The organism is Pseudomonas putida, assembly GCF_050990305.1.
Classification (GTDB): domain Bacteria; phylum Pseudomonadota; class Gammaproteobacteria; order Pseudomonadales; family Pseudomonadaceae; genus Aquipseudomonas; species Aquipseudomonas putida_AH.
The window spans coordinates 850,465-868,208 of the sequence record NZ_CP158817.1 but is presented as its reverse complement, the minus strand read 5'-3'; the positions used below and the strand labels follow the sequence as shown (position 1 = coordinate 868,208).

General features: G+C 57.9%; 14 protein-coding genes, 1 tRNA gene and 1 pseudogene. 3 read left to right on the top strand and 13 right to left on the bottom strand.

All coding sequences use genetic code 11. The annotated features are described in order from the left end of the window. Positions 1–244: 244 nt before the first annotated feature. Positions 245–1,240: a catabolite repressor/activator gene (cra, locus tag ABTV22_RS03880; RefSeq protein ID WP_433738636.1), complete on the top strand. Its 996-nt coding sequence runs from the start codon at positions 245–247 to the stop codon at positions 1,238–1,240. A gap of 3 nt (positions 1,241–1,243) precedes the next feature. After that, positions 1,244–2,020, top strand: coding sequence for a TatD family hydrolase (locus tag ABTV22_RS03875; protein ID WP_433738635.1), 777 nt, complete (start codon positions 1,244–1,246; stop codon positions 2,018–2,020). Here ABTV22_RS03875 and ABTV22_RS03870 read toward each other — a convergent pair whose 3' ends face one another. The 5 genes and pseudogenes from ABTV22_RS03870 to ABTV22_RS03850 all read right to left on the bottom strand — a co-directional run. Further along, positions 2,021–2,410 (bottom strand): hypothetical protein, encoded by a 390-nt coding sequence (locus tag ABTV22_RS03870; protein WP_433738634.1) that lies wholly within the window; start codon positions 2,408–2,410, stop codon positions 2,021–2,023. A 263-nt stretch (positions 2,411–2,673) separates the two neighbouring features. After that, positions 2,674–3,378 (bottom strand): methyl-accepting chemotaxis protein, encoded by a 705-nt coding sequence (locus ABTV22_RS03865; RefSeq protein WP_433741294.1) that lies wholly within the window; start codon positions 3,376–3,378, stop codon positions 2,674–2,676. A 1,518-nt stretch (positions 3,379–4,896) separates the two neighbouring features. Beyond that, positions 4,897–5,733, bottom strand: coding sequence for a regulatory signaling modulator protein AmpE (gene ampE / locus ABTV22_RS03860; protein ID WP_433738633.1), 837 nt, complete (start codon positions 5,731–5,733; stop codon positions 4,897–4,899). After that, entirely contained in the window at positions 5,730–6,305 is a 576-nt protein-coding gene (ampD, locus tag ABTV22_RS03855; RefSeq protein WP_433738632.1) for a 1,6-anhydro-N-acetylmuramyl-L-alanine amidase AmpD, read from the bottom strand. The genes ampE and ampD overlap by 4 nt, the downstream gene beginning before the upstream one ends. Before the next feature lie 172 nt (positions 6,306–6,477). After that, positions 6,478–7,653, bottom strand: a pseudogene (locus tag ABTV22_RS03850) (DUF1631 family protein); the annotation flags it as partial. Between the two features lie 240 nt (positions 7,654–7,893). On the opposite strand from ABTV22_RS03850, the gene nadC reads away from it, so the two are divergent. Continuing rightward, positions 7,894–8,742, top strand: a complete 849-nt coding sequence (gene nadC, locus ABTV22_RS03845) for a carboxylating nicotinate-nucleotide diphosphorylase (RefSeq protein ID WP_433738631.1) — start codon at positions 7,894–7,896, stop codon at positions 8,740–8,742. 96 nt (positions 8,743–8,838) lie between these two features. Here the strand turns inward: nadC and ABTV22_RS03840 are convergent, their stop codons facing one another. From ABTV22_RS03840 to nusA, 8 genes are all read right to left on the bottom strand, one after another. Further along, positions 8,839–9,144, bottom strand: a complete 306-nt coding sequence (locus ABTV22_RS03840) for a DUF6388 family protein (RefSeq protein ID WP_433738630.1) — start codon at positions 9,142–9,144, stop codon at positions 8,839–8,841. Between the two features lie 134 nt (positions 9,145–9,278). Continuing rightward, positions 9,279–9,354, bottom strand: a tRNA-Thr gene (locus ABTV22_RS03835). A gap of 137 nt (positions 9,355–9,491) precedes the next feature. Next, positions 9,492–11,597, bottom strand: coding sequence for a polyribonucleotide nucleotidyltransferase (pnp, locus tag ABTV22_RS03830; RefSeq protein ID WP_110966299.1), 2,106 nt, complete (start codon positions 11,595–11,597; stop codon positions 9,492–9,494). 209 nt (positions 11,598–11,806) lie between these two features. Next, positions 11,807–12,076 (bottom strand): 30S ribosomal protein S15, encoded by a 270-nt coding sequence (rpsO, locus tag ABTV22_RS03825; RefSeq protein ID WP_011332409.1) that lies wholly within the window; start codon positions 12,074–12,076, stop codon positions 11,807–11,809. 117 nt (positions 12,077–12,193) lie between these two features. Continuing rightward, positions 12,194–13,111, bottom strand: coding sequence for a tRNA pseudouridine(55) synthase TruB (truB, locus tag ABTV22_RS03820; RefSeq protein WP_433738629.1), 918 nt, complete (start codon positions 13,109–13,111; stop codon positions 12,194–12,196). Between the two features lie 3 nt (positions 13,112–13,114). Beyond that, on the bottom strand, positions 13,115–13,516 hold the full coding sequence (gene rbfA, locus ABTV22_RS03815) for a 30S ribosome-binding factor RbfA (RefSeq protein WP_433738628.1): 402 nt from the start codon (positions 13,514–13,516) through the stop codon (positions 13,115–13,117). Positions 13,517–13,675: 159 nt separating this feature from the next. Next, entirely contained in the window at positions 13,676–16,201 is a 2,526-nt protein-coding gene (gene infB, locus ABTV22_RS03810) for a translation initiation factor IF-2 (protein WP_433738627.1), read from the bottom strand. A gap of 27 nt (positions 16,202–16,228) precedes the next feature. Beyond that, positions 16,229–17,710 (bottom strand): transcription termination factor NusA, encoded by a 1,482-nt coding sequence (nusA, locus tag ABTV22_RS03805; RefSeq protein WP_433738626.1) that lies wholly within the window; start codon positions 17,708–17,710, stop codon positions 16,229–16,231. Between the last annotated feature and the right edge of the window lie 34 nt (positions 17,711–17,744).

The following is a 17,744-nucleotide window of genomic DNA, read 5'->3' as shown; positions in this document are numbered from 1 at the left end:
TTCAGCTTAGGCGCCTGACTTGAGACCGTATTTGGCAGTTTCGCGGCAGAACTGACCAAAGACGCCAATAACGTAGAAAATACGCTTGCTGAAACGTTTAATCTAGAATGATATGCACGTTACTCGATAATCCCTTTCGCTAGAAGTCCAATTGTCGGATGCGTCGCGACAATGGTCGACTGCCAGAATCGGGTAGGATTGACGAAAATGTCGGGCATGCTCGAAAAAACAAGGAAATAACGGGTTGAAACTCAGTGATATCGCCCAGTTGGCCGGTGTGTCCGTTACCACCGCCAGCTATGTCATCAATGGCAAGGCCGAACAGCAACGCATCAGCAGCGCGACCGTCGAACGTGTGCGTGCGGTGGTTGATCAACACGGCTTTACGCCCAATCCCCAGGCCGCCGGGCTGCGCAGTCGCCACACCCGTACCCTGGGCTTTATTTTGCCGGACCTGGAAAACCCCAGTTACGCGCGAATCGCCAAGTTGCTGGAACAAGGCGCACGGGCTCGCGGCTATCAATTGCTGATCGCCAGCTCCGACGATGCGCCGGACAGCGAACGGCAATTGCTGAAACTGTTCCGTGCCCGGCGCTGCGACGCGCTGATCGTCGCCAGTTGCCTGCCAAGCGGTGACGACAGCTATCGCCAATTGCAGGCCAAAGGCATTCCGATCATTGCCATCGACCGGGTCATGGAACCCGAGCATTTCTGCTCGGTGATCAGCGACGACCGCGAAGCCAGCCTGCAACTGACCCGCAGCCTGCTCGACCCGTTGCCCAAACAGATCGCCCTGATCGGCGCCCGCCCGGAACTGAGCATCAGCCAGGAACGGGCTGCCGGGTTCAAAGAAGCACTGGTCGGGTACACCGGCGAGGTTATCGTTGAACACGGCGAATCGTTCAGCCGTGAATGCGGCAAACAATTGATGGAAGAACTGCTCCAGCGTGTCGGCCATCTGCCCGAAGCGCTGATCACCACCTCTTACGTGCTGCTGCAAGGCGTGTTCGATGCCTTGCATGACTTCCCGCTGAAATCCCGTCCCTTGCGCCTCGGCACCTTCGGCGACACCCAACTGCTGGACTTCCTGCCATTACCGGTCAATGCCATGGCCCAACAGCATCAGTTGATCGCCGACAAAGCACTGGCGCTGGCCCTGGCGGCCATCGAACAGTCCGATTACCAACCCGGCGTACAGGCCATCGCGCGCACCTTCAAGCAGCGTATTCGCCAGGACTGAACCGTGGAGCTGATCGACACCCACACCCATCTGGACTTTCCGGACTTCGACGCCGATCGCGAGGCGCTGATGACGCAAAGCCGCGCCCTTGGCGTGCGGCGGATGGTGGTGTTGGGGGTCTATCAAGGCAATTGGCAGCGGGTGTGGGATCTGGTGCAAAGCGATCCCGACTTGCACGCGGCACTCGGCTTGCACCCGGTGTATTTGGACGATCATCGCCCGGAGCACCTGACGGAACTCGGCGACTGGCTGACGCGGCTGGCTGGTCATCGACAACTGTGCGCAGTAGGCGAAATCGGCCTGGATTACTTCATTGAAACCCTTGACCGCGATCGCCAGCAGGCGTTGTTCGATGCACAACTGCAACTGGCGGCGGATTTCAATTTGCCCGCGCTGATTCACGTACGGCGCAGCCACGCGGCGGTCATTGCCACGCTCAAACGCTTCAAGCTCAAACGCGCCGGCATCATTCACGCCTTCGCTGGCAGCCGCGAAGAGGCCCGGGAATACATCAAGCTGGGTTTCAAACTGGGCTTGGGCGGCGCCGCAACCTGGCCTCAAGCACTGCGCATGCACCGCGTTCTGGCGCAGCTACCGCTGGAGTCGGTGGTACTGGAAACCGACTCACCGGACATGGCGCCCGCCATGTTTGCCGGACAACGCAACAGCCCGGCGCACTTGCCGGCCATCTGCGCGGCATTGGCCGACATCATGGCGATCAGCCCCGAGCAATTGGCGGCTGCCAGCACCGTCAATGCCTGTGAGTTGTTTAACTGGTAGTCAGTCGACGTGGGCCTTGGCGGCCTCGAGAATCAGCGTCATGTGCTGACGCTGACGGGCATATCGAACAGCGATGAAGTAAACGAAAATCGCCACCAGGGAAAAGTTCAGCTGTTCGAGGACGCTGAACAAACCCATCCACTCCAGCACCAACAATACCAGCAGCGCCGTAAACACCATGACCAGCAAACTCGCCTTTAACATGGCCAGTGAGTCGAGGGACTTGAAGCGTTTGATCTGTTTGGGGTCGTTCAACCGCAAGGTTTTCTGGCAGTGGGAACAGGTGAAGGGCTCATTGATTGCGATGGCATTGAGCTGCCAGGGTTTGAGTAACAGCGTGCACTGACAATGGGCGCAGTGACCCTGGATTCCTTGCGTTGCGACAGTCATGACCGGGCCTTCTCCATGCGGGCGATGAAATGAATCTTCCTTCATTGAAGACGAAAAAGCAGAAAGCGTAGAAAAAACAGGAAGTTTCTGACTCCAACAGGGAAAAAGTACTACAGCAATTTCCGCAATACTTCCAGTAGGAAACAATTCCCCCTGTGGGAGCGGGCTTGCTCGCGAAGGCGGTGTGACAGTCGAAATATGCGTTGCCTGACACACCGTCTTCGCGAGCAAGCCCGCTCCTACATTTTTTATCGTGGTGTTTGTTAAACCCGAAACGCGCTGATCAGATGTTTGAGTTCCACTACCTGTACTGAGAGTACCCGACTGGCATCCTCGGTCTGGTGCGCCCCTTCAGCGGTCCGTTCACCAGCGCGATTGATCTCGACGATATTCTGGTCGATGTCGTGGGCCACGGCGGTTTGCTGCTCCACGGCCGCGGCGATCTGCTGGTTCTGGTCGACGATCATGCCCACCGCGCCGAGGATGTTCTCCAAGGCCCGCTGGACCTTTTCCGACTGACCTACCGTACCGTTTGCCATTTCATGGCTGACGCCCATGGCCTTCACCGCCGCGCCAACGCCACCGTGGAGCTTGGCGATCATCTGCTCGATCTCTTCGGTCGACTGCTGGGTACGCTTGGCCAACGTGCGAACCTCGTCCGCCACCACCGCGAAACCACGCCCCTGTTCCCCGGCCCGCGCCGCTTCGATGGCGGCGTTCAGCGCCAACAGGTTGGTCTGTTCGGCAATGCTCTTGATCACTTCCAGCACACGACTGATGGACTGGCTGTCACTGGCCAACTGATTGATCACCCGTACAGATTGATCGATCTCGCTGGCCAGTGCAGCGATGCTGCCTTGTTGGGATTGCACCAGTGCGCGACCGCTGATGGTTTCGTCGTTGACGCTGTGGGCACTGCTCACCGCCGCAGAGGCACTGCGCGCCACTTCCTGGGATGTGGCGGACATCTGGTTCATTGCCGTGGCGACCTGCTCGATCTGCGTGCGCTGTCCGGCCACGGCCTGGTTGCTTTGCGCAGAGACATTCTCCACCTGGCCGGCCTGGCGCTCGACTTCGCTGACGGTCTGTCCCACGCGCTCGATCAAGTCATGGATCTTTTTCACGGTGCCGTTGAACACTTCACCCAACTCGCCCAACTCATCGTCGCTGTTGGCGCTGAACGTGACGGTCATGTCGCCTGCCGCCACTTTGTCCATCACTGCGCCAAGGCGCTTAAGCGTGGTCCGGGTCGAAGCGTAGAAACCACCGTACAGGTAGAAAATCAGGACAAACACCACCGACAGCGCTACGGCCTGCAAGATCATGTGAGTGCGGTTCTGCTCCAGGCGCTGCTGCAATTGAGTGCCAAGGAACTTCAGGGTGGCTTCGTTGAGCTGGTAAGTCTGCTCCATCAGGGCGGTGACCTGGTCGTAGAAACCCTGCCACGGCGCATCCAGCGTGTCGGCCATCACCACTTGTTCTTCGAACAGCTCACCGGCTTTTTTCAGCGACGCTTTGCTGGTCTCAGCCTGGGAAGCCAAGGCTTCCCGCGCGGTTTTACTGGAGGCCAGTGCGTCTTGCAGTTTCAAGCCATATTCGGCCTGGAGTTTTTCGATCTGCGCCAACAGTTCATCGAAACGGGTGCTTGAGGACGAATTGAGAAAGCCCTGCCCCAGTGAATAGGCCCCCATCGCCCGACCGTCGCCCAAGACCTGCGTAACCATAGGTGTCACGCTGGTGACGAGCTCACTGAGCTGACGCATGTCGCTTTGACTATCACGGCTCAGACCGGCCTGACTGGCGACAATCTGGCTGAAGATTTGCGCATTGCTTACCAGTTTGCCGATCAAGGCACTTTTGCTTTGCAGGGAGTTTTCCGTTTGTTGAGCCTTCAACGCGGCGATCATTTCATCGCGTTTGCCATCGAACACCACAACCTGCTCCGGATCGTTGGTCATCGCCGCCAGCCCTTGCAGGCGCGTCAACACACGTTGCTCCAGCGTGGCGATCTGTGACTCGAGATTGCCGGCCTTGCCGGACTGGCCAAGGGTGACGTTGATCTGTACCAGGTTGTTCAGGGTTTCCAGATCGCGCCGCAGAGTCAAGCTGCTGCCCAACAGGTCGAGGCTCTGCAATTCGATCCGGGTGCCCTGGAATTCGCGATAGGAGTCACGTACCAGATAGAAGTTAGTCACCAGCATCGGTACCAGGAACAGAACACTGATCAGGCTGAACTTCATGCCGAAGCTCAAGCGGTTCATCAGCGCGACGGCGGGATGGAGCAAACTCTTCACTGGAAGTCTCCCCTTGATTTTTTATTTTTATTGGCAGGCGCAGCCAGACAGCAGATAGCCACTACTGGGCGCTGTCTCTATATAGCTCAAATCGAGGGAGGGTTTTGTAACTTAAAGTAAACGGAAAACTGCGACAGCTATCACCTTGTAGGAGCTGCCGCAGGCTGCGATCTTTTGATCTTGATCTTCAATTCAGGGCAGGACAGTCCACAACGCAAACCCCGCATACCAGAGCACCGCTGCCCGCAGCAGCAGCGCCCAGATTCGGTCGAGGCTGTTGATACCCTCCGTTCCGACCACCGGGGCAGGGATTTCAGCCGCTGCCAGTCCGGCCTTTTCGATCAATTGGGCGGCGCTGATATTCCAGTTCAGCAGCTCGTGCAACATCACCCGGCCGACCGCGACGAAGTTACCGACCAGGGCAACACTCGCCGCCAGCAGGCGCACCGGCACCCAATCGAACGCGTGGCGCATTTGCCCTGCGCGTTCGGCAACCGCTGGGTTCTGGCTGTGTTCTTCAGCCAAGGCCAGCAGCCGGTAACTCAGGGCGGCGACCGGCCCCAAGAGGAAGTACCAGAAAATCACCGCGAAAAAACTGTGGTAGGCCTCCCACAACAAATGCCCTTCGACCCGTTCCAACAGTTGCTCGCTGTTGTCGGCGCAGATATCGAGGTCGCGTTTTGCGACATGAGCCGCGGCTTGCAAGTCCTCCCGGCGCCAGGCATCGCGAAACGGGCCGAGCTCGCCCAGAAGATCGCCGCGCCCCAAACTGTAAATCACCACCAACAAGTGCACCGGAAGCGCCAGCAAACCGTAGGCTACCGGGTCCAGCACCAGCAACAGCAGACCCAACAGCGCGACCGGCAACAGCACCAGCACGACCAGAACCAACCATGGACTTTTCGCCAGTCGCGAATCGGACTCGAGTTTATGCAGCTCCCGCACCCAACCGCCATCTCGCTGAACCTGGTGGCGCAGGGCCGAAAATTTCTCGATCCATACCGCCAACAGCAACACCAGAAAACTCATCGTTGTTCCTCTTGTTCCGGAGCGGCGCTTACCAGAGCCGCACGATAGCGCGCCCAGTCGAACGCGGGGCCCGGATCGGTTTTGCGTCCGGGTGCGATGTCGCTATGCCCGCAGATACGTTGTGGCGTGATGGCCGTGAAGGCGCTTTGCAGTTGCCGGGTCAGGTCAATCAACGCATCGTACTGAGCATCGGTGAACGGCAAATCATCCGTGCCCTCGAGTTCAATGCCCACGGAAAAATCGTTACAGGTTTCCCTCCCTTCAAAACTCGAAACCCCGGCATGCCAGGCGCGCTCAAGACAGGAGACAAACTGGGTGACGGTGCCGTCACGCTCGATCAGAAAGTGCGCGGACACACGCAGGTCGGCAATCCCTTCAAAGTAAGGGTGCTCGGTGACATCCAGACGATTCTGGAAAAACTCCTGCACCTTGCCGGTGGCGAACTGCGCCGGCGGCAAGCTGATGTTGTGAATCACCAGCAGGGAGATTTCACCCGTAGGGCGCGCATTGAAGTTGGGCGAAGGACACAAATGCACGTCCTGACACCAACCGCTCGCGAGGTCCAACTGCATACCGATTCCTTCAACGACGACTGTATTGGTGCCCAGTATGCCGCGATAGTCCCTCCGCGCGCGATCACTTGCCGCGATTGAGATGGAACGGGCCGTCTTCAGTGCTCGGCAAAACGATTTCCTCCCGCACTTCGACCATCGCAAGGTTTTCACCGGCGCTGCCGGGCTCGGGTTCAAACAACTGAACGTGCAAACCTTCCAGCTCGGTAAAAAATTCGCTGACGGTAAACGGATCGAATGCCGAGCCAGTCAATCCCTCACGCAATCCCTTGAGCAAGTCCGGCACCAACGCCAACAAGCGCGAGCGCGCATCGGGCTCCACATGGCGTTGGACGCTCCAGATCAGCTGTTCCATGGTCTGCACAGCGACATGCCATTGCGTGGACTGATCGCCATGCTTAAGGCTGGTCAGCAGTAACACGTTGCTCCAGACCTCATGTACGAACACCACCACGCTTCGCGGCAAGGTCTTGCCGATCAGTGCCTGGTTTAACGCCAACTCGACACGGCGCCGAGCCAGCGCAGTTTGGGCGCGACTTTGCGAGGCATCGCGGGTTCGTTGCTCAAACCATTCACTGCGACGACGCTCAAGCAGCGCGTCAGACTCAAACAGCGCACCGGTGAGTGCAGCCTCCCCGCCCTGGCATGCCGGAGCGGGCTGGAGATCGGCCAGTACACCGGTGGCGATCAGCAGTTGGTTAGCTTGGGCGTAGAGCTGACCAGCCTCGCTGAGCACATAGCGATCAAACAGTTTGAGCATGATCAACTTGACCTTGATCTCCACCCCCAGACTGCGCCAGGCCTGCAAGAAGTACCCGCAAAGCATCGTCGGCCCAATGGGATTGTGCTGCTCCATCAGCGACCTGCCCAGCAGTGTGCTGAGGCGAGCAGTGAGCTGATCAAGTGCGAAACCGTCCTGGTTCAACACCTTGTTGACCATCGCCTCCACCGCGCCATTGCGCTCCTGTTCATCACTGGGCAGCGTTGCATGGGGCTCGGAGAACGAAGGTTGAGACAATATCGTGTGAGTGGCGTCGTACCGGGTGAGATGGATGAACCCGTCGAAGAATTGCTCGAAGAAAATACGTTCGATGCTTTTGCGCTTTAACCGCAGATCACGCATCGCCTGGAAGAAAACATTCTGATCAACATCATTGCGGGCTCGGTCGGACATTTCGAAGAGGGAGTCGTCGGCGTTGTCGAACAGCTGCTGCAACCCCTGTCGCAGTTGTTGTGCTGCCTTGTCGCGAACCTGAAGCAGAACCACGGGCAGCCGGGCGAGCGGCGAGTGAATCGCCTGGCCGGTAGTCGCCTTTCGCAAAGGCACTACATTCCCGTCGTTGCGCATTCAGCCTCCTGAAACGGTAACCCTTCGATTCGTCAAAGCCATGACGTCAATTACAAGGCGAATTATCTTGTAAAGACCCCTGCTGTGCCAGAAGACTCTGCACTGGCTTGCGGGCAGACGCCCTTCTACCCGCAGGAATCGATCAAATGCAGGTTTCGCAGCAGCATGAACCACGCGGATACCTTGGGTTGCTTCGCGCCATGGCCCTATAATCGGAGCACTTTGTTTGTGGAGCCCGTTATGCCGAATCTACGTCTCGCCGATTTGACCGCCGAAATCGAAGCCAACGTGCGCCGTGCGCTGCTCGAAGACGTCGGCAGCGGCGACATCACCGCGCAATTGATCCCGGCCGAACGCTTGGCCAAAGCCACCATCATTACTCGCGACGCCGCCGTCATCAGCGGCACCGCCTGGGTGGATACCGTGTTTCGGCAACTGGACCCACGGGTGGCGGTGCACTGGCAAGTCGCCGATGGTGAACGGGTCAAACCCAATCAAGTGCTGTTTCACCTCGAAGGCCCGGCCCGCTCGCTGCTGACCGGAGAACGCAGTGCACTGAATTTCCTGCAGCTGTTGTCCGGTGTGGCCACTCGCGCGCAGCACCTGGCGGACTTCGTGGCCCAGACTCAGGTGAAGTTGCTCGACACCCGCAAGACCTTGCCGGGTCTGCGCCTGGCGCAAAAATACGCCGTGACTTGCGGCGGTTGCCACAACCATCGCATCGGCCTGTATGACGCTTTTCTGATCAAGGAAAACCATATCGCGGCTTGCGGAGGGATCTCACAGGCTATCGCCGCCGCACACAAAATCGCACCGGGCAAACCGGTGGAGATCGAAGTGGAAAGTCTGGATGAGCTCAAAGAGGCGTTGGCAGGTGGTGCAGACATCATAATGCTTGATGAACTGAGCCTGGACGATATGCGCGAAGCTGTACGCCTGAACGCCGGCAAGGCCAAACTGGAGGCCAGTGGCGGAATCAATGAAAGTACATTGCTGCCGATCGCCGAAACCGGTGTGGATTACATTTCGATCGGGGCGATGACCAAGGATGTGAAGGCTGTCGATCTGTCGATGCGCTTGAGTCTCTGAGTCGCCTGTAGGAGCCAGGCTTGCCGGCGATGGCGTTCTCAGGGACGCTATCGCCGGCAAGCCTGGCTCCTACAAAAGCGGGTAAGCAGGCTGACGTCAGACCACCAGATTGTTCATCTCGCAGTACTCTTCCCACTCGACACCCAGCACCTCAGCCGCTTCTTTATGCAGTTTCAGGCGTTCAGCCTCGAACTCTTCCGGGGTCGTCGTGTATTTGAGCGTCAACTCCCACGGCTGTAGTCCCTGGGCTTCCGCTTCGTCCTCGAACGCCCACTGGATCTGGTCTTTCTGATCATCCGGACTCAAGTCCTTAATCTCGTCCAGTAGCTCGGGCGCGTCCAGTATGTACTTTTTGAGCGCCTCTTCGTGTCTGGCTTCCTGGCTCAATGCTTTCACGGTCATGTTGTTCTCGCTGATCGGGGAGGAATGGAAGATGGATGTGGATCATCAAGGATCTCTCTGACGCAAAAAACCGTTGGCAGTCCGGTCGATTGGCCTTCAGAACCATTCGGGATCATCTGAAAACAGAGTGTTGCTGGTGCCCGAGACAGGAATCGAACCTGCGACCTTCGCGTTACGAGTGCGCTGCTCTACCGACTGAGCTACACGGGCAGTGGGCTAAACCTAGCATCGCGAAGCAATACCAGCAACTTCGTCCAGCATCTTGATGAATTCCGACCAAAAAAAGGCCCCGCAGTTTTCACTGCGGGGCCTTCCTACAACGTTGTAGCGGTCAGACTTGAGGGTAATTAAACGCCCGAAGCCTTGGCTGCTGCTACATCTTTGATGGACAGCTTGATACGGCCGCGGTTGTCCACGTCCAGTACCAACACTTCCACTTCCTGGCCTTCTTTCAGGATGTCGGTCACTTTCTCAACGCGAGCGTCGCTCAACATCGAGATGTGAACCAGGCCGTCCTTGCCAGGCAGGATGTTCACGAATGCGCCGAAGTCGACGATGCGCTCAACCTTGCCGACGTAGATCTTGCCGATCTCGGCTTCGGCGGTGATGCTCAGAACGCGTTGGCGTGCTGCTTCTGCTGCATCCTTGGTTTCGCCGAAGATCTTGATCGAACCGTCGTCTTCGATGTCGATCGAAGCCTTGGTCTCTTCGCAGATCGCACGAATGGTCGCGCCGCCTTTACCGATGACATCACGGATTTTGTCGGTGTCGATCTTCATGGCGATCATGGTCGGAGCATTGGCCGACAATTCGGTACGCGATTGGCCAATGATCTGGTTCATTTGACCGAGAATGTTCAGGCGCGCTTCCAGGGCTTGGCCCAGGGCGATTTCCATGATTTCTTCGGTGATGCCTTTGATCTTGATGTCCATCTGCAGCGCGGTCACGCCTTTGGCGGTACCGGCTACTTTGAAGTCCATGTCACCCAGGTGGTCTTCGTCGCCCAGGATGTCGGTCAGAACTGCGAATTTCTCGCCTTCTTTAACTAGACCCATGGCGATACCGGCAACGGGTGCCTTCATCGGTACACCCGCGTCCATCAGCGCCAGGGAAGCACCGCAAACGGAAGCCATCGAGCTCGAACCGTTGGATTCGGTGATTTCCGAAACCACGCGGATGGTGTACGGGAACACGTCAGCAGCTGGCAGCATGGCCTGAACCGAACGACGGGCCAGACGGCCGTGACCGATTTCGCGACGACCGGCGCCACCCATGCGGCCACACTCGCCCACCGAGAACGGAGGGAAGTTGTAGTGCAGCATGAACGGGTCTTTTTTCTCGCCTTCCAGAGTGTCCAGCAGTTGCGCGTCACGGGCGGTGCCCAGTGTTGCAACGACCAGTGCCTGGGTTTCACCACGGGTGAACAGCGCCGAACCGTGAGTCTTCGGCAGAACGCCGACTTCGATGTTCAGCGGACGAACGGTACGCGTGTCACGACCATCGATACGTGGCTTGCCATTAACGATGTTTTCGCGAACAGTGCGGTATTCGATTTCACCGAAAGCCGCTTTGACGTCGCTGGCCGAAGGCTGGCCTTCTTCGCCGGACAGCTTGGCAACAACCTGGTCTTTCAGCTCACCCAGGCGAGCGTAGCGGTCGGCCTTGACGGTGATGGTGTAAGCCTGGGAGATCGCTTCGCCGAACTCGGCACGGATAGCGCCCAGCAGCTCGGTGGCTTCGGCTTGTGGAGCCCAGGTCCAGGTTGGCTTGGCTGCTTCGGCGGCCAGTTCTTTAACGGCGTTGATCACAACCTGGAACTCGTCGTGAGCAAACAGTACCGCGCCCAGCATCTGGTCTTCGGTCAGCTCTTCGGCTTCCGATTCAACCATCAGCACGGCGTCCGAAGTACCAGCAACGACCATGTCCAGGCTCGAAGCAGCCAGTTGCTCGTAAGTCGGGTTCAACAGGTAGCCAGTGCTTTCGTGGAAAGCGACGCGGGCTGCGCCGATCGGACCATCGAAAGGAATGCCGGAGATGGCCAGGGCAGCCGAGGTACCGATCATCGCAGCGATGTCCGGATCGGTCTTCTTGCTGGTGGAAACGACGGTGCAGACGACCTGCACTTCGTTCATGAAGCCTTCTGGGAACAGCGGACGGATCGGACGGTCGATCAGTCGGGAAGTCAGGGTTTCTTTCTCGGAAGGACGGCCTTCACGCTTGAAGAAACCGCCAGGGATCTTGCCGGCAGCGTAAGTCTTTTCCTGGTAGTGAACAGACAGTGGGAAGAAACCCTTGCCTGGATCGGCTTGCTTGGCACCGACTACGGTCACCAATACGCTGACGTCGTCGTCAACGGTGACCAATACTGCGCCGGAGGCCTGACGGGCGATACGGCCAGTCTCGAGGGTAACGGTCGACTGACCGAACTGGAATTTTTTGATGACCGGGTTCACGGTGTCCTACCTTCTTCTGTGGCTCTTGGGGAAACTGGTTTCTTGCGAAATTCTTGGGCAACATCGGGAATCGGCCCGATCGATTTGTCCAGGTGTTGTCACTCAGGTAAAGCCAATATCCAGATAAAACTTGAGGCTGGGAGCCTGCCGTTCGCCAACGGAAACCCGCTGACGCACGACAAACAACCAACCTCTAGCGCAATCGCTTATTAGCGACGCAGACCCAGGCGAGCGATCAGAGCGCTGTAACGGCTCACGTCTTTGCCTTTCAGGTAGTCCAGCAGCTTGCGACGCTGGTTAACCATGCGGATCAGACCACGACGGGAGTGGTGATCTTTACCGTTGGCCTTGAAGTGACCTTGCAGTTTGTTGATGTTGGCGGTCAGCAGTGCAACTTGCACTTCTGGCGAACCAGTGTCACCAACAGCTTGCTGGTAGTCAGCTACGATTTGAGCTTTTTCTTGAACGTCGAGAGCCATGAGGCAATCCTTTTATCAGGAAACTGTTTCAGAAAAACAGTTTCAACAGGCCAGGGACAAATCCCTGTATCTAAAAATGAGTAGTGACCGTGCCTGTTAACAGCCACCCTCGTTCGGTCATTCTGACCGAATCAGTCGACGCGGCGCGATACGCCCGTCTTCGCTCACTTCACCGATACCGATGAAGCGACCATTGTGATCCTGTACTCGTACCATGCCAAACTTCGGTGCATCCGGGGCGCGTACCGGCTGGCCGTTGAGCCAGTAGAACGCACTCGCTTCCGAAAATTGCAGCAGTGGCCAATCCAGCAAGCCACTGTCCGATGGCATCAGGAAGCGATCAACCGCTTCGTTGCCGCCTTCGGCATGTACTGCTTCCAGCTCTTCCAGTGTGACCGTCTGGGCCAGCGTGAAGGGTCCGGCCTGGGTACGTCGCAGTTCTGCAACGTAAGCGCCACAACCGAGCTGCTCACCGATATCCTCCACCAAGGTACGGATATAGGTGCCTTTGCTGCAATCTACCGCCAGCCGTACAGTGTCGCCTTCGAAGGCCAGCAATTCCAAGCGCGTAATAGTAACAGAACGCGGTTCACGCTCCACTACTTCGCCAGCACGGGCCAGCTTGTACAACGGCTGACCATCACGCTTGAGCGCCGAGTACATCGGTGGTATCTGACTGATTTGCCCACGAAATTTCGGCAGCGCGGCCTCGATTTCGGCGCGACCAACGGTCACTGGGCGCTCCTGCAAAACTTCACCCTCGGCATCTGCCGTGGTGGTGGTTTTGCCCAGTTGCGCCAGCGTTTCGTAACCCTTGTCCGAATCGAGCAGGTATTGCGAAAACTTGGTCGCTTCACCGAAGCACAACGGCAACACGCCGGTAGCGAGCGGATCGAGACTGCCAGTGTGACCGGCCTTTTCGGCGTTGAGCAGCCAGCGGACTTTCTGCAGGGCCGCGTTGGAGGTGAACCCCAGCGGCTTGTCGAGCAGGATGATGCCGCTGACGTTACGACGGATACGTTTGACCTGAGCCACCGATTACTCCTTGGTGTCTTCGGCTTCTGCCGCAACCGGATGCTGATTGTCTTCAGCCACTGCACGCTCGATCAAGGCCGATAGATGCGCACCGCGCACGACACTTTCATCGTAGTGGAAGTGCAACTGTGGAACGCTGCGCAGCTTCATTTCGCGGGCCAACTGCATGCGCAGGAAGCCAGCGGCGGAATTGAGCACCTTGATGCTCTGCGCGATCTCTTCGTGACCATCCTGCCCCATCACGGTGATGAAAATCTTGGCGTGACCAACGTCACGGCTGACTTCCACAGCGGTAATGGTAACCAGGCCGACACGTGGGTCTTTGACTTCACGACGGATCAGTTGTGCCAGCTCGCGCTGCATTTGATCGCCGATGCGTTGGGTACGGCTGTATTCTTTTGCCATGTCTTGTTACCTGTTACTGCCCCATGGTGAAACCCATGAGGTCTGAAAGCGGCAAACGCCCGGCCTGACAAAAGCCAGACCGGGCGTTGCGTTTAGAGTCCTGGCGATGCGCCGTGCATTTGCATGCGGCTGGCCATCACGGCTCTTGAAGTGCGCGAGTTAGAGGCTGCGAGCAACCTGAACCTTCTCGAAGACTTCGATCTTGTCACCGACTTTGACGTCGTTGTAGCTCTTCACGCCGATACCGCATTCCATGCCGGCACGTACTTCGGAAGCGTCATCCTTGAAGCGGCGCAGGGATTCCAGCTCGCCTTCGAAGATAACGATGTCTTCACGCAGTACACGGATTGGACGGTTACGGTGAACGACACCTTCGATAACCATGCAACCTGCGATCGCGCCAAACTTCGGCGAACGGAACACGTCACGCACTTCAGCCACACCGAGGATGTTCTCGCGAACGTCGCTGCCGAGCATACCGGTCAACGCTTTCTTCACGTCTTCGATGATGTCGTAGATCACGTTGTAGTAACGCATATCCAGACCTTCCTGCTCGACGATCTTGCGAGCGCCAGCATCGGCACGCACGTTGAAGCCGAACAGTACAGCGTTGGAGGCCAGTGCCAGGTTGGCATCGGACTCGGTGATACCACCGACACCGCCACCGACTACACGCACTTGCACTTCGTCGTTACCCAGGCCATTCAAGGCACCGTTCAACGCTTCCAGCGAACCACGGACGTCGGATTTGAGGACGATGTTGAGCGTCTTCTTCTCTTCCTGACCCATGCTTTCGAAGATGTTTTCCAGCTTGCCGGCGTGAGCACGAGCCAGCTTGACTTCGCGGAACTTGCCTTGACGGAACAGAGCCACTTCGCGGGCTTTCTTCTCGTCTGCCACAACGCTCATTTCGTCGCCAGCATCCGGAGTGCCGTCCAGGCCGAGAATCTCGACAGGGATAGCTGGACCGGCTTCCTTGATTGGCTTGCCGTTCTCATCGAGCATGGCGCGAACGCGGCCATAGTTCGAACCGACCAGGACCATGTCACCCTGACGCAGGGTACCGTCTTGAACCAGTACGGTAGCCACCGGGCCACGGCCCTTGTCCAGACGCGATTCAACCACGACACCACGGCCAGGAGCCGAAGGCGTAGCCGTCAGTTCCAGAACCTCGGCTTGCAGCAGAACAGCTTCGAGCAGTTCGTCGACGCCGGTACCCATCTTGGCCGAAACCGGTACGAATGGAGTGTCGCCACCCCAGTCTTCCGACGTCACGCCATGCACCGACAATTCGCTACGGATACGATCGAGGTCGGCACCCGGCTTGTCGATCTTGTTCACTGCCACGACCAGCGGAACACCGGCGGCCTGAGCATGCTGAACAGCTTCGATGGTTTGCGGCATTACGCCGTCGTCCGCTGCAACCACCAGGATCACGATGTCGGTTGCCTTGGCACCACGAGCACGCATTGCGGTAAACGCGGCGTGACCCGGGGTGTCGAGGAACGTCACCATGCCACGGTCGGTTTCAACGTGGTATGCGCCGATGTGCTGAGTAATACCACCGGCTTCGCCAGCGGCTACCTTGGCACGACGGATGTAGTCGAGCAGGGAGGTCTTACCGTGGTCAACGTGACCCATTACGGTCACGACCGGCGCACGGGCAACCGCCTCGCCTTCAAACTTCAGGGACTCGGCCAGGGAATCTTCCAGGGCCGTATCGCTGACCAGGGTCACTTTGTGGCCCAGCTCTTCAGCAACCAGCTGGGCAGTTTCCTGGTCCAGTACTTGGTTGATGGTCGCTGGAGTACCCAGTTTGAACATGAATTTGATGATTTCAGCGGCCTTGACCGACATCTGCTGGGCCAAATCGCCCACAGTGATGGTCTCGCCGATCTTCACTTCACGCACGACAGGGCCGGTTGGGCTCTGGAAACCGTGAGCGTTGCGCTTCTTCAGCTTGGCCTTGCCGCGACCACCACGACGGAAGCCATCGCTTTCTTCGTCGGTAGTACGTGGGGCAACACGTGGAGCAGGCGCCTTTTCCTTGACCGATGCACGATGCGGAGCGTTTTTGCGCTCGCCATCGCCACCACCGCGACGATTGTTATCATCGGCACGTGGTTTGTCCGGGCGACGTTGCTCATCGCGCTTACGGGTATCGGCAGCAGGAGCCGGCGCGACAGCTACAACCGGTGCGCTTTCGCGAACAGGCTCGGCGACCACGGCAGGTGCTGCAACGGGTTCAGCTGGAGCGGTCGGCGCAGCAACAGGCTGGCGACGCGCTTCTTCTTCGGCGCGACGCTTGGCTTCTTCTTCAGCCTTCTGACGTGCAGCATTTTCTACTGCGCGACGTTCTTCCAGTTCACGCTTGCGCTCGGCTTCGATTTCTTCCGGGCTGCGCTGTACGAAGACTTTCTTCTTGCGTACTTCAACGCTGATGCTTTTGCTGCCAGCAACACGCAGGGTGCTGGTGGTTTTACGCTGCAGCGTAATCTTGCGTGGTTCTTCCACTTTCGCCTTGTGGCTGCTTTTCAAGTGAGTCAGCAAGGATTGCTTCTCACTGTCAGTCACATGTTCTTCGGCGGCGGTGTGCGGCAGACCTGCCTCACGCATCTGCTGCAACAGGCGCTCTACCGGTGTTTTGACCTCATCGGCCAGTTGTTTCACCGTGACTTGCGTCATGCACTTCTCTCCTCAGGCCGCGCCTAATTACTCGAACCAATGGGCTCGGGCGGCCATGATCAACTTGCCGGCACGATCATCGTCAATGCCGTCGATGTCGAGCAGGTCGTCAATAGACTGCTCGGCCAGGTCTTCGCGGGTAATTACGCCGCGCACCGCCAGTTCCATCGCCAAATCCTTGTCCATACCCTCAAGCGAGAGCAGGTCTTCGGCCGGATGGGCGTCTGCCAGCTTTTCCTCTGTAGCGATGGCTTTGGTCAACAAACGATCCTTGGCACGAGCACGAAGCTCGTTGACGATGTCTTCGTCAAAGCCGTCGATGTTGAGCATTTCTTCCAACGGTACGTAGGCAATCTCTTCCAGGCTGGTGAAGCCTTCATCTACCAGCACCTGAGCCAGCTCTTCGTCGACTTCCAGCTCGTCGATGAAGTTACGCAGGATGTCGCCGGTTTCTGCTTGCTGCTTAGCCTGGATGTCCGATTCGGTCATCACGTTCAGGGTCCAGCCAGTCAATTGGCTAGCCAGACGCACGTTCTGACCACCGCGACCGATGGCCTGAGCCAGATTGTCTGCGCCAACGGCGATGTCCATGGCATGGGCATCTTCGTCAACGATAATTGCCGCAACCTCGGCCGGGGACATGGCGTTGATTACGAACTGAGCCGGGTTGTCGTCCCACAGAACGATGTCAACACGCTCACCGCCCAACTCACCCGACACTGCCTGGACACGCGAACCGCGCATACCGATGCAAGCGCCCTGAGGGTCGATGCGTTTGTCCTTGGAACGGACGGCGATCTTGGCACGGGACCCCGGATCACGGGATGCAGCCATGACTTCGATCAGACCTTCAGCGATTTCCGGCACTTCGATTCGGAACAACTCGATCAGCATTTCCGGCGCGGTTCGCGACAGGATCAACTGCGGGCCACGGTTCTCGGTGCGGATTTCCTTGAGCAATGCGCGCAGGCGCACACCAACCCGGAAGGTTTCGCGAGAAATGATGTCTTCACGAGCCAGCAACGCTTCGGCGTTGTTGCCCAGATCAACGATCACGTTGTCGCGGGTCACTTTCTTGACGGTACCGGAGATGATTTCACCCAGGTGTTCGCGGTAAGCGTCAACAACCTGAGCGCGCTCAGCCTCGCGAACCTTCTGCACAATGACTTGCTTGGCAGTCTGTGCAGCGATACGGCCGAACTCGATGGATTCGATCTTCTCTTCGACCACGTCGCCAACCTTGGCACCAGGATGCGTTTCGGCAACCTTGCTTGGCCAGGTTTCGATTGCTGGATCGTCCAGGTCGTCTTCTTCGACGACCGTCCAGCGACGGAATGTCTCATAAGCACCGGTGTGGCGATTGATTTCCACACGCAGATCAACTTCGTCCTCGAAACGCTTCTTGGTAGCAGTGGCCAGAGCCAGCTCCAGCGCTTCAAAAATCACGTTTGGCGGTACGCCTTTTTCATTGGATACCGACTCAACAACCAGCAGTACTTCTTTGCTCATCGTACGCCTCGCCTTTCGCAAGCCATTGGATCCG

Bases quoted from the DNA above. Each gene is read 5' to 3' on its own strand.
- ABTV22_RS03870 (WP_433738634.1), bottom strand. From the start codon at position 2,410: ATGACTGTCGCAACGCAAGGAATCCAGGGTCACTGCGCCCATTGTCAG.
- rpsO (WP_011332409.1), bottom strand. From the start codon at position 12,076: ATGGCTCTCGACGTTCAAGAAAAAGCTCAAATCGTAGCTGACTACCAG.
- infB (WP_433738627.1), bottom strand. From the start codon at position 16,201: ATGACGCAAGTCACGGTGAAACAACTGGCCGATGAGGTCAAAACACCG.
- nadC (WP_433738631.1), top strand. From the start codon at position 7,894: ATGCCGAATCTACGTCTCGCCGATTTGACCGCCGAAATCGAAGCCAAC.
- ABTV22_RS03865 (WP_433741294.1), bottom strand. From the start codon at position 3,378: ATGTCCGCCACATCCCAGGAAGTGGCGCGCAGTGCCTCTGCGGCGGTG.
- ampE (WP_433738633.1), bottom strand. From the start codon at position 5,733: ATGAGTTTTCTGGTGTTGCTGTTGGCGGTATGGATCGAGAAATTTTCG.
- rbfA (WP_433738628.1), bottom strand. From the start codon at position 13,516: ATGGCAAAAGAATACAGCCGTACCCAACGCATCGGCGATCAAATGCAG.
- ABTV22_RS03840 (WP_433738630.1), bottom strand. From the start codon at position 9,144: ATGACCGTGAAAGCATTGAGCCAGGAAGCCAGACACGAAGAGGCGCTC.
- nusA (WP_433738626.1), bottom strand. From the start codon at position 17,710: ATGAGCAAAGAAGTACTGCTGGTTGTTGAGTCGGTATCCAATGAAAAA.
- ampD (WP_433738632.1), bottom strand. From the start codon at position 6,305: ATGCAGTTGGACCTCGCGAGCGGTTGGTGTCAGGACGTGCATTTGTGT.